Origin of the sequence: Sinomonas flava (assembly GCF_039531875.1) — a bacterium.
GTDB lineage: Bacteria > Actinomycetota > Actinomycetes > Actinomycetales > Micrococcaceae > Sinomonas > Sinomonas flava.
In genome coordinates this window covers 8,822-22,558 of record NZ_BAAAQW010000011.1, presented here as the reverse complement: position 1 = coordinate 22,558, position 13,737 = coordinate 8,822, and the positions used below count along the sequence as shown (strand labels likewise).

At 71.5% G+C, this 13,737-nt stretch carries 13 protein-coding genes; 11 read left to right on the top strand and 2 right to left on the bottom strand.

Translation table 11 applies throughout. The annotated features are described in order from the left end of the window. Positions 1–214: 214 nt before the first annotated feature. From ABD298_RS15925 to ABD298_RS15910, 4 genes are all read left to right on the top strand, one after another. The gene (locus ABD298_RS15925) at positions 215–772 is read left to right on the top strand and encodes a hypothetical protein (protein WP_344300759.1); all 558 of its coding nucleotides are present in this window, start codon (positions 215–217) and stop codon (positions 770–772) included. After that, a complete protein-coding gene (locus tag ABD298_RS15920) occupies positions 769–2,976 on the top strand; it encodes a bifunctional polysaccharide deacetylase/glycosyltransferase family 2 protein (RefSeq protein ID WP_344300757.1) in 2,208 nt (735 codons plus the stop codon). Before ABD298_RS15925 ends, ABD298_RS15920 begins: the two co-directional genes overlap by 4 nt. A gap of 2 nt (positions 2,977–2,978) precedes the next feature. Beyond that, on the top strand, positions 2,979–3,800 hold the full coding sequence (locus ABD298_RS15915; protein WP_344300756.1) for a CoA transferase: 822 nt from the start codon (positions 2,979–2,981) through the stop codon (positions 3,798–3,800). Positions 3,801–3,893: 93 nt separating this feature from the next. Continuing rightward, positions 3,894–5,090, top strand: coding sequence for a M20 metallopeptidase family protein (locus ABD298_RS15910; RefSeq protein ID WP_344300755.1), 1,197 nt, complete (start codon positions 3,894–3,896; stop codon positions 5,088–5,090). An 80-nt stretch (positions 5,091–5,170) separates the two neighbouring features. On the opposite strand, the gene dctA is transcribed toward ABD298_RS15910, so the two are convergent. After that, entirely contained in the window at positions 5,171–6,541 is a 1,371-nt protein-coding gene (gene dctA / locus ABD298_RS15905) for a C4-dicarboxylate transporter DctA (RefSeq protein WP_344300754.1), read from the bottom strand. Between the two features lie 57 nt (positions 6,542–6,598). Continuing rightward, entirely contained in the window at positions 6,599–7,735 is a 1,137-nt protein-coding gene (locus ABD298_RS15900) for a PrpF domain-containing protein (protein WP_344300753.1), read from the bottom strand. A 126-nt stretch (positions 7,736–7,861) separates the two neighbouring features. On the opposite strand from ABD298_RS15900, the gene ABD298_RS15895 reads away from it, so the two are divergent. From ABD298_RS15895 to ABD298_RS15865, 7 genes are all read left to right on the top strand, one after another. Continuing rightward, positions 7,862–8,815, top strand: a complete 954-nt coding sequence (locus tag ABD298_RS15895; RefSeq protein ID WP_344300751.1) for a LysR family transcriptional regulator — start codon at positions 7,862–7,864, stop codon at positions 8,813–8,815. 53 nt (positions 8,816–8,868) lie between these two features. Next, a complete protein-coding gene (locus tag ABD298_RS15890) occupies positions 8,869–9,207 on the top strand; it encodes a hypothetical protein (protein WP_344300750.1) in 339 nt (112 codons plus the stop codon). 127 nt (positions 9,208–9,334) lie between these two features. Then, positions 9,335–11,458, top strand: coding sequence for an MDR family MFS transporter (locus ABD298_RS15885; RefSeq protein ID WP_344300749.1), 2,124 nt, complete (start codon positions 9,335–9,337; stop codon positions 11,456–11,458). A gap of 5 nt (positions 11,459–11,463) precedes the next feature. After that, positions 11,464–12,060 carry a TetR/AcrR family transcriptional regulator gene (locus ABD298_RS15880; protein WP_344300748.1) on the top strand — a complete coding sequence of 199 codons (597 nt, stop codon included), beginning with the start codon at positions 11,464–11,466 and terminating at the stop codon, positions 12,058–12,060. A 66-nt stretch (positions 12,061–12,126) separates the two neighbouring features. Further along, on the top strand, positions 12,127–12,396 hold the full coding sequence (locus ABD298_RS15875) for a hypothetical protein (protein ID WP_344300747.1): 270 nt from the start codon (positions 12,127–12,129) through the stop codon (positions 12,394–12,396). 13 nt (positions 12,397–12,409) lie between these two features. Continuing rightward, positions 12,410–13,441: an aldo/keto reductase gene (locus tag ABD298_RS15870; protein ID WP_344300746.1), complete on the top strand. Its 1,032-nt coding sequence runs from the start codon at positions 12,410–12,412 to the stop codon at positions 13,439–13,441. A 99-nt stretch (positions 13,442–13,540) separates the two neighbouring features. Continuing rightward, positions 13,541–13,723, top strand: a complete 183-nt coding sequence (locus tag ABD298_RS15865; RefSeq protein WP_344300745.1) for a hypothetical protein — start codon at positions 13,541–13,543, stop codon at positions 13,721–13,723. Positions 13,724–13,737: the final 14 nt, after the last annotated feature.

The window sequence follows — 13,737 nt, the reverse complement described above, 5'->3', positions numbered from 1 at the left end:
GCGTCGATGGCGCACAGTCCCGTCGTCCTGGCGGCCTACCATGGGATCTCCACGATCACCGAGGTCGCCCGTCAGGCGCGGGTTCCACGGGTGATGTCTCCGACCCGGTGTGGCAGGCTGCTCTGGACGCGGTGTGTAGCGCCGATGACCTTGTAGAGGCCTTCGCGCACATTGGTGACGTGCGACGTGGAGCGTCGCCTAGAATAGGTGCCCGATGACGGCATCCCCTGGACCCCAGACCAGCCCCCTGCCCGTTCTCCAGACCCCGGAACCGGGGCCCGACCCTGCGGTGGGGCCCGTCTTCGTAGACTCCACGGGGCGCCGTCTGCGCCGCGTACGGGCGATCTGGATCCTCGCCCTCGCCATCGTGGCCGCCTATACCCTGCTCCTTGGAGTGGCGCTGCTCGGCGGCCCGAACGTCGCCGCCCCCTACCTTCCCCGCCAAGCCGTCGGCGCCCCCGCGCCCTCCGCCCCGCCATCGCCGGCTCCCTCCTCGGCGGCGACCGCACACGCGCCGGAGCCCTCTTCCGTGGCCCGGACGCAGGCGGCCGCCCATCCCGCGGGCAACGAGCCGGTGGCGGTCCCGCAGCCCGGTGCGGTCCAGGCGCCCGCGACTGCGGCACCGGCTCCCGCTCCCACGGCGGCTCCGGCGGCCCCTGTGCCGGCAGCCACGGCGGCCCCGGCCCCGTCCGCCGCGGCGTCGGCCGTCAACGGCAAGAGCGACACGGCTCCGGGCCAGACCACGCGCCCGACTGCCCCCGCGCACCCATGACGGCGCCGGCACTCGACCCGGCCACGCGGCGTCGTGCGCGGGGCAGCCGCGGCGCGCAGCCGGCCCGAGTCCGCGCGCACTGGCTCGTCCTGGCCATCACGATGCTCGCCCTGGGACTCGCGCTCACGGTCCAGGGGTATGTGGGGCGCTCGGCCAGCTACGCGGAGCAGTCGACGGGCGCCGACGCCGCATCGGCGACGGTGCCAACGGCCGTCTCGCACGGCGGCCCCGTGATCGACGCGCGCGGCGGCGCGGTGCAGACGGCCGGTCCCGCCGACGGCACGATCGCGCTCACGTTCGACGACGGCCCGGACCCCGTGTGGACGCCGCAGGTCCTCGACGTCCTCGCCAAGCACCACGTCCACGCGACGTTCTTCGTGGTCGGCTCGGCCGCGATCGACCACCCCGACCTCATGCGCCGCATCACCGACGAGGGGCACGAGGTCGCCGTCCACACCCTCACCCACGTGGACCTCGGCAACGCCCCCGCCTGGCGCCGTGACCTCGAGATCGAGGGCGCCCAGCAGGCCATCACCGGCGTGACGGGGCGGTCCGCCTCGCTCCTGCGGCCCCCGTACAGCTCGGACAACGAGGCGGTCGGGGACGACACGTGGTCCGCCATCCGCTCCGCCGCCGACCAGGGCTACCTCACCGTCCTCAGCACCCTCGACAGCAAGGACTGGCAGCGTCCCGGCGAGCGGGCCATCCTGCAGAACCTCGCGCTGCCCGGGCCGGACGCGCGGCAGCGCCCGGGCCAGGTCGTCCTCATGCACGACGGCGGCGGGGACCGCGCGCAGACGGTCGCCGCCCTCGACTCCTTCCTCACGGACGCCGCCGCCCGGGGGTACCGGGCGACGACGGCGGGTGACGCCGTCGGCGTCGAGAGCACCCGACCCGCGAGTCTGGCCCAGGAGGTGAGCGGCACGGCCTTCGTGTGGGGCGTGCGGCTGAGCGACTGGGTGGTCACAGCCATCTCTTGGGCCCTCGTGGCCGCCGGCGCCGTGACGTTCGCCCGGGCCGTGCTCGTGATCGGCTTTGCCGCTCGCCACAGCCGCGAGGCCCGGCGGAGGCGGCGGGTTGGGCGCGGCCGCCGCACCGTGGGCGTCCTGAGCCGGCCCGAGGTCACGGAGCCGGTCACCGTGATCGTCCCGGCCTACAACGAGTCGGCGGGCATCGAGGCGGCCGTCCGCTCGATCGCCGCCTCCACGCACCCGGTCGAGATCATCGTGGTCGACGACGGGTCGACCGACGGCACCGCGGACATCGTCGACGCGCTCAGGCTGCCCGGCGTCGTCGTCATCCGGAAGGAGAACGGCGGGAAGCCCTCCGCGCTGAATGAGGGCCTGCTCGCCGCGAGCCACGAGATCGTGGTGATGGTGGACGGCGACACCGTGTTCGAGCCGGACACCGTGCACGCGCTCATCCAGCCGTTCGCGGACCCGCGCATCGGCGCCATCTCCGGCAACACGAAGGTGGCCAACCGCGGCGGCATCCTCGGGGCGTGGCAGCACATCGAGTACGTCGTCGGCTTCAATCTGGACCGCCGGCTCTTCGACCTCGCCGAGTGCATGCCGACCGTGCCCGGGGCAATCGGCGCGTTCCGGCGCGACGCGCTCCTCGCCGTCGGCGGCGTCAGCGACGACACGCTCGCGGAGGACACCGACCTGACCATGGCGCTGTGCCGCCAGGGCTGGCGGGTGGTGTACGAGGAGAGCGCGCGGGCCTGGACCGAGGCCCCCGCGACGCTCGGCGCGCTGTGGAAGCAGCGCTACCGCTGGTGCTACGGCACCCTGCAGGCCATGTGGAAGCACCGCGGCGCCGTCGTCCAGCGCGGGGCGGCTGGGAAGCTCGGCCGGCGGGGGCTCGGATACCTGCTCATGCTGCAGGTCCTGCTGCCGCTCTTCGCACCCATCGTCGACGTGTTCGCCGTCTACGGCCTGGTCTTCCTGGACCCCTTCCGCATCGCGGCGCTGTGGCTCGTCTTCCTGCTGGTCCAGCTGCTCATGGCCGCGTACGCGTTCCGGCTCGACCGGGAGCGGCTCGGTCCGCTGTGGACGCTGCCGCTCCAGCAGTTCGTCTACCGTCAGCTCATGTACCTCGTCGTCATCCAGTCCGTCGTCACCGCCCTCGCCGGTGTCCACCTGCGCTGGCACCGCATGGAGCGCTACGGCAGCCTGACGGTCCCGCCGGCCGCGAAGGCGTAGGCGTGAAGCCGCTCGCGGGCACCACGGCAGTGTGCCTGGCGGTGAACCTCCCCGGCCCACTCGCCGCGGCGCGGCTGGCCGCTCTCGGCGCGCGCGTCGTCAAGGTCGAACCGCCGGAGGGAGACCCCCTCGCGGCCGCCGCACCGGACTGGTACCGGGAGCTGGTGGCCGGCCAGGACGTCGTGGCACTGGACCTCAGGCACGACGCCGGCCGCGACCGGTTCGCGGAGATCCTCGCCGACGCCGGGCTTCTGATCACGGCGATGCGGCTCTCGGCCCTGGCCCGCCTCGGAATCCCGGAGGCGGTGCGGCGCCTCCGGCTCGCCCACGTGGAGATCGTGGGCTTCGCGGGCGACGACGCCGAGCGCCCCGGCCACGACCTCACCTACCAGGCCCTCCACGGCCTGCTGAGCCCCCCGTCGATGCCGCGTGTCCCCGTGGCGGACCTGCTCGGAGCCGAGCGCGCCGTGTCCGCGGCGCTGCTGGCCCTGCTCGAACGGGAGCGGGGCGGTGACGGCGGCCACGTCAGGGTGGTTCTCGACGACGCCGGCCGGGACGCCGCCGCCGCAGTACGGCACGGCCTCACCGCCCCGGGCGGCGTGCTCGCCGGTGGCCTGGCCGGATACGGCGTCTACGCCACCCGCGACGGCTTCGTCGCCGTCGCCGCCCTCGAGCGGCCCTTCGCCCAGCGGCTCGCGGCCCACGTGGGCCTCACGCGTGAGGACCTCGCCCGGCGGTTCACGGGGGAGACGACCGCGCACTGGGTGCGACTCGGCCGCGACCTCGACATCCCGATCGCGGAGGTCCGGGGCCCCGCGGGCTGAAGCTCCCCCGGGCGGCAGCGGACGGGTGCGGCGCGCGGGGACGCTGCCGGGTGCATGATGGGCAGCACGAGAACCCACACGAGGGGAGCCGCTGTGGCCCACGAACACGGTGCCGACCTGGTGGCCCTGCGCCGTGAACTCCACCAGGTCCCCGAGACCGGCCTCGACCTGCCCCAGACCCAGGGCCTCATCCTCGAGGCCCTCCGCGGCCTCGACCTGGAAGTCACGACCGGGACGCGCACGACGTCGGTCACCGCCGTCCTGCGCGGCGGAAGCCCAGATGGCGCCCCGGCCTGCGTCCTGCTGCGCGGGGACATGGATGCCCTGCCGCTGTCCGAGAGCACTGGGCTGCCGTTCGCCTCGCGCAACGGCTCGATGCATGCCTGCGGACACGACCTCCACATGGCCGGGCTCGTCGGCGCCGCCCGGCTCCTGCATGCCCGGCGCGCCCAGCTGCAGGGGGACGTCATCTTCATGTTCCAGCCGGGAGAAGAAGGGTTCAACGGCGCCCAGGTCATGATCGAGGAAGGCGTCCTCGACGCCGCCGGCCCCCGGCCGTCCGGCGCCTACGGTCTCCACGTCGTCTCCGACGCCGTGGCCGGGGTGTTCACCAACCGCCCCGGTCCCTACATGGCGGCCTTCGACCGGCTCGACGTCGTCATCGACGGCCGAGGCGGCCACGGCGCCCGCCCCTTCCAGGCGCTCGACCCGATCCAGGCCGGCGCCGAGATCATCGGGGCGCTCCAGACCTACATCACCCGGCGGTTCGACGTCTTCGACCCCGTCATCCTCACCGTGGGCGAATTCCACGGCGGGACCGCGCCCAACGTCATCCCGGACAGCGCCTACTTCAGGGCCGGGATCCGCTGCTTCACCCCTGAGGTCGAAGACCGCCTGGAGCGCGAGCTCCCCGAGCTGGTCACCGGGATCGCCCACGCCCACGGGCTCCGCGCGCAGGTGGCGTTCCGGCGCACCCTCCCCGCCACCATCAACGACGCCGAGCACGCCGGGTTCTGGGCGTCCACCGCGCAGGACCTCTTCGGCGAGAGCCGCTTCGAGACCCTGCTCAACCCCAAGGCGGGATCCGAGGACTTCTCGAGGGTCCTCCAGGAGGTCCCCGGCTCCTACGGGCACCTGGGGGCCGGGTCGTTGGACCTAGACCCCGCGGACTGGGCGCCGATCCACTCTGCACGGGCGGTCTTCGAGGACAGCGTCCTTCCGGACCACGCCCTCTTCCTCGCGACCCTCGCGGAGCGGCGCCTCCGACTCGCCGCGGCGGCCTCTCCCTAGCACCGCGAACGCCGGAGTGCTCCGGCGCCCTGCGCGGGCTCCGGAGCACTCCATGCTGGACGTCAGTGCGGTGCTGGGCGTCAGTGCGCGGCCGCGGGTACTGCAGCGCCCTGCTTCTCTGCCTCCGCCTCTGACTCAGTCTCTGACTCAGTCTCTGACTCAGTCTCTGACTCCGCCACTGCCTCAATCGGCACGAAGCCCGAGCTGAGCTCGGCCCGCAGGACCTCAGTGTCCAGGGCCTTCTCCCATCGTGCGACCGCGATGCAGGAGACGATGTTGCAGATGGTGCTGGTCAGGGCGCGGGCCTCGCTCATGAAGCGATCGATGCCGACGATGAGCGCGACGCCCGCGACCGGCAGGGTCGGCATGACGGCGAGGGTGGCCACAAGGGCGACGAAGCCGCTACCGGTGACGCCCGCGGCGCCCTTGGAGGTCAGGAGCATCATGCCGAGCATGAGCAGGATCTGGTCCCAGCTGAGGTGGATGTCGCAGGCCTGGGCGATGAACATCGAGGCGAGCGTGAGGTACACGGCGGTGCCCGTGAGGTTGAAGGAGTAGCCGGTGGGGACCACGAGGCCCACGACGCCGCGGTTGCAGCCGATGCGCTCGAGCTTGGAGAGCAGGCGGGGGAGCACCGGCTCGCTCGAGGAGGTGGCCAGGACGATGAAGATCTCGTCCTTGAAGTAGCGGATGACCTGCCAGAGGCTGACGCCGTTCATCTTGGCGAGGATGCCCAGCCCGATCACGACGAAGGCGATGCAGGCAGCGTAGAAGGCCAGGATGAGCAGGCCGAGGTTGCCGATGGAGTGCGCACCGTACTTGCCGACCGTGAACGCCATGGCGCCGAAGGCCCCGATGGGGGCCACCTTCATGAGGTAGCCGAAGATGACGAACAGGAGCTTGTTGAAGCTGTTGACCACATCCAGGGCGAGCTTGCCGGCGGCGCCGAGCCGGGTGAAGGCGAAGCCGCAGAGGAGCGCGATCAGGAGCACGGGCAGGACCTCGCCGTCGGCGAAGGCGCCCACGAAGGTGGTCGGGATCAGGCTCAGGAGGAAGTCCACGGGGGTGTTGTTGTGGATCTGGCTCGTGTACTTCGCCGCGACGCCGGCGTCCAGATGGGCCGGGTCGACGTGCATGCCCGCGCCGGGCTGGAACAGCATGACCGAGGCGAGGCCCAGGGCGAGCGCCAGCGCGGTGAGGGCATAGAAGAGCCCGAGCGAGCGCAGCAGCGTGGGGCCGATCTTCTTGGTGTCCGTCAGGGACGTGATGCCGCTGACGATGGTGCAGAACACGATCGGGGCGATCATGAACTTCACCAGCTTCACGAACCCGTCACCGAGCGGCTTCAGGTCTGCGCCGAGGTCGGGCCACAGTGCGCCGACGAGGATGCCCAGCCCGACGCCGATGAGGACCTGGACGTAGAGGTGCCCGAGGATGGCTTTGATCTTCATTGAACAACTTCCTGGAGTTCTGCCCTGTCCATGATGACAGGGGGCTGGTGATGGGTGCTACGCCGTCTGGGCGAGCGGCCGTGCGACGTCGATGTCGGCGACCGCGAGCTGGCGTGCCGCCCGGTGGAGGGCGACTTCGGTGACGGCGCCGGAGCCGTCGGTGATGGCTTCGGTGGTGATGACCCCGGCCGGCGTGCCGATGCGCAGGAGCCTCGTGCTCCTTCCGGTGTCCACCGGAGACAGGGCGTCGGCCACGACCGATCCGGCCACCGCCCCCGCCAGGGAGACCGCGACAGCCGAGGTCAGGCCGATCGCGGGGTGGGGTGCGAGCATCGAGAGCATCCTCACCCGCACGTCGTGGCTGTCCGCCGCGATCCTGGAGCCGTCGGCCGCCGTGTAGTCCCCTGCAGGGGCCACGACCCCGACCTTCGGGATCGCGTTCTGCGGCGGATCCTCCGGCCTCCGCAGCCCCATGGCGACGCCGGCGGCGGCCCGGGCGGCGAGGAGCTGGGGGAGGTGCTCGGCCAGGCCGGAATCCATCCTGGACAGGTCGATCCCTGCCTCGTCCGCGCGGAGGAAGACGGCGGGAGCCCCGGCGTCGACCATGGAGGCGGTGAGCACGGTGTGGCCGACGGCGAGCCGGTCTGCCGGGCTGCCGGTGGGAAGCACCGCTCCCGTCGTCTGCCCCCACGGAGCGTGGAAGGACAGGCTGACCGGCACGCCGGGAGCGTCGCTGCCCGGCACCGTGGCCCGCCCAGAGGTCGGGATCCGGCGGCCGGGGGTCGCGATCGTCCCCGTCAGGACCGCCCCGGTGTTGAGGTTGCGCATCCGGACCCGCGTGGTGCCCTCCGCGGGGGCGACGAGCCCGGCCTGGACGGCATACAGGGCGATGGCGGTGGCGCAGTTGCCGCAGTTGGAGCCGAGCTCCACGGTCGGCTCGCCGATCCCCACCTGCGCGAACAGATAGTCCAGATCAGCCGGCCCCGCGGGGGTCGCGGTGATGATCGCGGCCTTGGAGGTCGTCGAGGTGCCGCCGCCGACGCCGTCGAGCTGGCGGGCGTCCGCCGCACCGAACGCGTCGGCCAGCAGCCCGACCATCTCCTCGCGGGTGTCCGCGTGCTGGGCCATGTCCTGTGCGTCGAAGAGCCAGCACTTGCTCGTGCCGCCCCGGTACCAGTGACCGTGTAGTCGCACTGCCGTCTCCTTCGTGTCGTGGGGTGTCGCGCCTCACAGCGCCTGCTCCTTCTACGATCGGGGCGCCGAGCCTTCAGCACAATCACGAAGAAATCGACCACTGTCTATTCCTGCTAAGGTCTCTGTATGGCTGACCTCGATCTGCGCCGGCTCCACCTGCTGCGCGAGGTGGCTCGCCTCGGCTCCCTGACGTCCGCCGCGGCGGCGCTGTCCTTCACCACGTCGGCGGTCTCCCAGCAGATCGCCAAGCTCGAGCAGGAGATGGGCGTGGCCCTGCTCGAGCGGCGCCCGCGAGGGGTGGCCCTGACGGAGGCCGGCACGGCACTGCTGCGCTACGCCGACGACATCGACAGGACGATCGACGCCGCCCGGGCCGAGATGGACGAGTTCGCGGGACTGCGGCGCGGGCAGCTCCGGATGGGCACCTTCCCCACGGTGGGCGCCTCCCTCATGCCCGACGTCGTGCTCGCGTTCCGCGCGCGCCACCCCGACGTGGCCGTCACGGTCGTCAGCGCGCGCCGCGGCGGCCTCATCGAGCGGCTGAAGAGGCGTGACATCGAGCTGACGCTCCTGTGGGACTATCCGTGGGAGCGGATCGAGGACGACGAGCTCACGGTCACGCCCCTCATGAGCGACCCCACCGTGCTCCTCGTGCCCCGCGAGCACCCGCTCGCCGACGCCGGGCCCGTGCGCGTGGCAGACCTGCGGGACCAGGAGTGGGTCGTCCGCGACGAGCACCCGGTGGCCGACGTCCTCAGCCGGGTCTGCCGCGACGCCGGCTTCGAACCGCGCGTCGCCTTCGCGGCCAACGACTACCAGGAGACGCAGGGCATGGTGGCGGCGGGGATCGGGATAGCCCTCGCTCCCCAGCTCGCGCTCTCCGCCCTGCGCCCGGACATCGTCTCCGTCCCCATCGAGCGTTCCCCCAACCGTAGGATCCTCCTGGCCCACCTCGCCAGCCGCCGCCTCAGCCCCGCAGGGCAGCAGGCCGCCGTGGTCTTCCGCTCGACAGCGCGGCGCGCCCAGGCCCGCAGGCGGCAGGATCCGCCGCGGCCGGTTCAGCACCCCGGCGCCGGGTAAGCCTTCCGCGGACGGCGCATCCCGGCGTCGTGCGTCGGGAAGGAGGGACTGCGGTGAAGCTGAACAGGAAGGCGTACGAGAACGCGAAGGCGCTCGTGCGCGAGGGCAAGGTGGTGCGGGACTCGCGGGACGACTGGAGCGAGCACGCGCCGTCGGCCAAGGAGCTCAGCGCGTACCTCGACAAGCACGGCGAGGACGAGTACGCGAAGTGGTTCCTCGGCGTGGACGACGACGAGGGCGGCACCAAGGGGCGCTACAAGTTCCCCTTCAGCGATCTGGCGAAGGTGCACCGGTGCGCCGTGATCTCGGGGGAGAGCCGCGCCTCGCAGTACGGCCATGACGACATCCGCGAGGCCCTCGGCGACCTGCTCAAGCGGATCGACGAGGGGTAGCCCCGGCCCGTGGTGACGGATTCTTGCAGAGTGTGTAAACTTGCAGAGTCTGCAAAGTTGCCTCGGCGAACGACTGCGCTCCCAGGCCCCTGACTCCTGAACCCCTCTGACAGATTCGGACACCTCCATGTCTCACGCATCGGCAGGCTCCCCGGCGACAGCCGCGCCGTCGGACGCCGTCATGACCCAGCGGCAGATCATGCTGGTCATCTACGCCCTCATGGCGGGGATGTTCCTCTCGTCCCTCGACCAGACCGTGGTCGGCACGGCGATCCGCACCATCGGGGACGACCTGCACGGCCTCGACCAGCAGGCCTGGGTCACCACCGCGTACCTCATCACCTCCACGATCACGACGCCGATCTACGGCAAGCTCTCGGACATCTTCGGCCGCCGCCCGCTGTACATCTTCGGCCTCGCGGTGTTCATCCTGGGCTCGTTCCTGTCCTCGTTCTCGACCTCGATGATCATGCTCGCCGGGTTCCGGGCGTTCCAGGGCATCGGTGCCGGCGCTCTCATGTCGCTGCCGCTCGCGATCATGGGCGACATCCTCGCCCCGCGCGAGCGTGCCAAGTACCAGGGCTTCTTCCTGGCCGTCTTCGGCGTCTCCTCGGTGGTGGGCCCGCTGATCGGCGGCGTCTTCGCCGATGCGAACCAGATCATGTGGATCTCCGGCTGGCGCTGGGTGTTCCTGATCAACGTGCCCATCGGCATCCTCGCGCTGCTCATGGTCCTCGCGTTCCTGCACCTGCCGAAGTTCCACAAGCACGAGGCGCCGCGGATCGACTGGTGGGGCGCCACCGCCGTCGTCGTCACGCTCGTCCCGCTGCTGCTCGTCGCCGAGCAGGGGCGCGAGTGGGGCTGGGACTCCGCCGCGTCGATCGCCTGCTACGTGATCGGCGGCGTCGGGCTCGTCGCGTTCATCCTCATCGAGCGCGCCATGGGCGCGGACGCGATCATCCCCCTGCGGCTCTTCCGTTCGCGCACCTTCTCGATGGCCACCGTCCTCGGCTTCCTCGTGGGCTTCGCGATGTTCGGGGCCATGCTCACGCTCCCGCTGTACCTGCAGCTCGTCACGGGCCTCACCCCCACCGAGTCCGGCTTCGCGACGCTGCCCATGATCGGCGGCCTCATGATTGCTTCGATTGCCTCCGGCCAGATCGTCTCCCGCACCGGGAAGTACCGCATCTTCCCGGTAACGGGCACACTCCTCGTCGCGATCGGCTACCTCGTCCTGACGTCCATGACGGTCGACAAGCCGCTCTGGTACCTCATGATCGCGATGTTCCTCATCGGGCTCGGCATGGGCCAGCTCATGCAGTCGCTCATCCTGGCCTCCCAGAACTCCGTCACTCCGCGGGACATGGGCGTCGCCACGAGCTCTGCCACCTTCTTCCGGCAGATCGGCGGAACGCTCGGCACGGCCGTGCTGCTCTCCGTCCTGTTCGCGACGATGTCGGCCAACATCAGCTCCGCGATGCAGAACAAGGACGACCTCACGAGCGCCCTCGACGCCGCCCTCACGCCCTCGGTCGCGTCCGATCCCGCGAACAGGGGCGTCATGGAGAAGATCTGGGCCCCCATCGCGGGCCCGGTGAAGGAGCAGGTGCAGTCCGGGCTCGACCAGGGTGCCACCGCCGCCAAGCAGGCCGCTGATCAAGCGGTGACGCAGCAGGTGACCGCCGCGGTGGCGAAGCAGGTCGCCGCAGGGGTGCTCCCGGAGTCCGCCGCCCAGGGGGTGATCGACAGCCAGATCACAGCCGCGAAGCCCGCCGCCGAGCAGCAGGCCCTCGAGACCGCCGCGCAGAAGGCCGGCGCCGCCGTCGAGAACGGCCGCCTCGTGGTGGACTACTCCGACCAGGCGCAGCGGTCCGCGATCGTGGACAGGCTCGTGCCGACGATGGTCGACAAGCTCAAGGACGGGTCCTCGTCCGAGGGGTCCTCGTCCTCCACCACCTCGGACACCTCCTTCCTCAAGGGCGCCGACGCGCGGCTCACCCGGCCGTTCATGGTCGGCTTCAACGACTCCGCCGTGAGCATCTACTGGGTCGGGTTCGGGATCACGGTCCTCGCGTTCGTGCTCTCGTGGTTCTTCAAGGTCCCGCCGCTGCGCCAGCGCTCGGCGCTCCAGGAGCAGGCCGACGCCCGCAGCACCGCAGAGGACCTCGAGTCCGACGCCGCCCTGGCCGCCGCCGAGACCGGCTCCCCGACCGGCCCCGACACCGGCGTGATCCGGGTCCACCGGGGGTGAGCGGGATGGAGGGCAGCGCGATGCGCGAGGACGCGCCGGGAACCCTGCGCGAGCGCAAGAAGGAGCGGACGCGGCGGGCAATCCACGACGCCGCGTTCGCCCTCGCCGCCGAGCGTGGCCTCGCGCAGGTCACGGTCGCGGACGTCTGCGCCGAGGCGGGCATCTCCGAGCGGACGTTCTTCAACTACTTCCCCTCGAAGGCGGCCGCGACCCTGGGGCTCCCCGCCACGGCGCTGTCCGAGGAGCAGGAACGCCGGTTCCTCGAGGCACACAGCACCCTCGTGGACGACCTCTGCGAGCTCGTGGCGGGGATCGCCGGTGGGCCGGAGGGCGATATCCCGCGCATCAAGGAGCTCATGGGCTTTGAGCCGGACCTCCTCGCCGCCCTCCACCAATGGTCCTCGGGGGCGCGCAAGGGCGTGATCCGCCTCGCCGAGCAGCGCACGACGCCGGAGACGGCCCGCCTCGCCGTCGCGCTCGTCTTCGCGGCGCTGATGCTGCACGCCGACGCCGCCTATTCCGCGGGGACGGGCAGGGCGACTCCTGCGCAGCTGCGCGCCACCGTCGCAAGACTCTGTCAGGTCGGGGGGTCCGGCGTTTAGGATCCGACCCATGGGGGTACGCCGACTCATTGGAGCACGCCGATGAGGATCCTAAGGAGGCAGGACATGACTGACGAAGTGCCTGAAGCAGACGCGGTAGAGCAGAGCATTCCCGCGGGTCCCGTCACGCCCGACGAGCCCGCTGCCGGCACCCCGCTGGAGGCCTCGGAGGCCGACTACCTCGAGCAGCGCACCTCGGCCCTACCCGGCGGAGGTGCCCCCTCTGCCAGCGCGGACCCCGAGGCGAACGAGGCTGACCTGCTGGAACAGGCCGAGCCCTTGCCTGACGACGACGACGACTACCCGCCTGCGGGCAACGACGAGTACGAGGACTAGGAAGGGCGCCCGCATGGAGTACCGCACACTGGGACGGAGCGGCGCCGTCGTCTCCGCTTTCGCGCTCGGGACCATGACGTTCGGCGCGGAAGCTGACGAGCCGACGTCGCACGCCCTGCTCGACGACTATGCCGCCGCCGGGGGGAACTTCCTCGACACGGCCGACGTCTACAGCCGGGGCACCTCGGAGGAGATCATCGGGCGCTGGCTCGCGGCCAACCCCGACCGGCGGGACCAGATGGTCATCGCGACCAAGGGGCGGTTCCCGATGGGGGAGGGGCCCAACGACCTGGGAACGTCGCGCCGCCACCTGCGCGCCGCGCTCGATGCCTCGCTGCGCCGGCTCGGCGTCGACCATGTGGACCTCTACCAGATGCACGCCTGGGATCCGCACACGCCCATCGAGGAGACGCTCCGCTTCCTCGACGACGCGGTCTCGGCCGGGAAGATCGGATACTACGGGTTCTCCAACTTCCTCGGTTGGCAGATCACCAAGGCCGCCTACGAGGCCAAGGCCCACGGCTGGGCCGCCCCCGTGACGCTCCAGCCGCAGTACAGCCTGCTCGTGCGCGGCATCGAGTCTGAGATCGTGCCCGCCGCGCTCGACGCCGGTCTCGGCCTCCTGCCCTGGTCTCCCCTCGGCGGTGGCTGGCTGAGCGGGAAGTACCAGCGTGACACCCAGCCCACGGGTGCGACGCGGCTGGGCGAGAACCCGCAGCGCGGCATGGAGGCGTGGGGTCCGCGGAACGCCAAGGAGAAGACCTGGGAGATCATCGAGGGGGTCGCGTCCGTGGCGGGGGAGCACGGCGTCTCCTCTGCCCAGGTCGCGCTGCGGTGGGTCGCGGACCAGCCCGCCGTGACGTCCGTGATCCTCGGCGCCCGCACCCGGGAGCAGCTCGCGGACAACCTCAAGGCCGCAGATCTCACGCTGTCCGCCGAGCAGTCCGCCGAGCTCACGCGGGTCAGCGAGCCCGAGCTGGACGTCTACCCGTACGGGTCCCGGGCGGTCGAGCAGCGCAGCCGCAAGATCGAGGGCGGGCGGTAGGGGCCGTTCCGGGGCAGCGCACCCCTGATTCAGGGTTGACCCGCGCGGTGACGGGTAGCTTCCGGAGGACAGACGCCCCCAGCGGAAAGGAGAACCGGGATGAGCGAAGAGCAGCCTATGGGTCTTCACCCCGACGAGGAGCAGCCCGACGTCGAACGCCTGGACGGGTTCCAGCACGACACCGGCATCGCCTCGGACAAGAACGACGAGAAGGCCAAGGACCTCGAGGAGAGGGCCTACGGCGACGAGGACGACGCTCCCGACGTCCCGCTCCCGGGATAGACCCCGGGTCGCCG

Excerpts from the sequence above, each read along its gene's own strand:
- ABD298_RS15885 (WP_344300749.1), top strand. The coding sequence starts at position 9,335 with ATGTCTCACGCATCGGCAGGCTCCCCGGCGACAGCCGCGCCGTCGGAC.
- ABD298_RS15875 (WP_344300747.1), top strand. The coding sequence starts at position 12,127 with ATGACTGACGAAGTGCCTGAAGCAGACGCGGTAGAGCAGAGCATTCCC.
- ABD298_RS15895 (WP_344300751.1), top strand. The coding sequence starts at position 7,862 with ATGGCTGACCTCGATCTGCGCCGGCTCCACCTGCTGCGCGAGGTGGCT.
- dctA (WP_344300754.1), bottom strand. The coding sequence starts at position 6,541 with ATGAAGATCAAAGCCATCCTCGGGCACCTCTACGTCCAGGTCCTCATC.
- ABD298_RS15880 (WP_344300748.1), top strand. The coding sequence starts at position 11,464 with ATGGAGGGCAGCGCGATGCGCGAGGACGCGCCGGGAACCCTGCGCGAG.
- ABD298_RS15865 (WP_344300745.1), top strand. The coding sequence starts at position 13,541 with ATGAGCGAAGAGCAGCCTATGGGTCTTCACCCCGACGAGGAGCAGCCC.
- ABD298_RS15920 (WP_344300757.1), top strand. The coding sequence starts at position 769 with ATGACGGCGCCGGCACTCGACCCGGCCACGCGGCGTCGTGCGCGGGGC.
- ABD298_RS15925 (WP_344300759.1), top strand. The coding sequence starts at position 215 with ATGACGGCATCCCCTGGACCCCAGACCAGCCCCCTGCCCGTTCTCCAG.
- ABD298_RS15870 (WP_344300746.1), top strand. The coding sequence starts at position 12,410 with ATGGAGTACCGCACACTGGGACGGAGCGGCGCCGTCGTCTCCGCTTTC.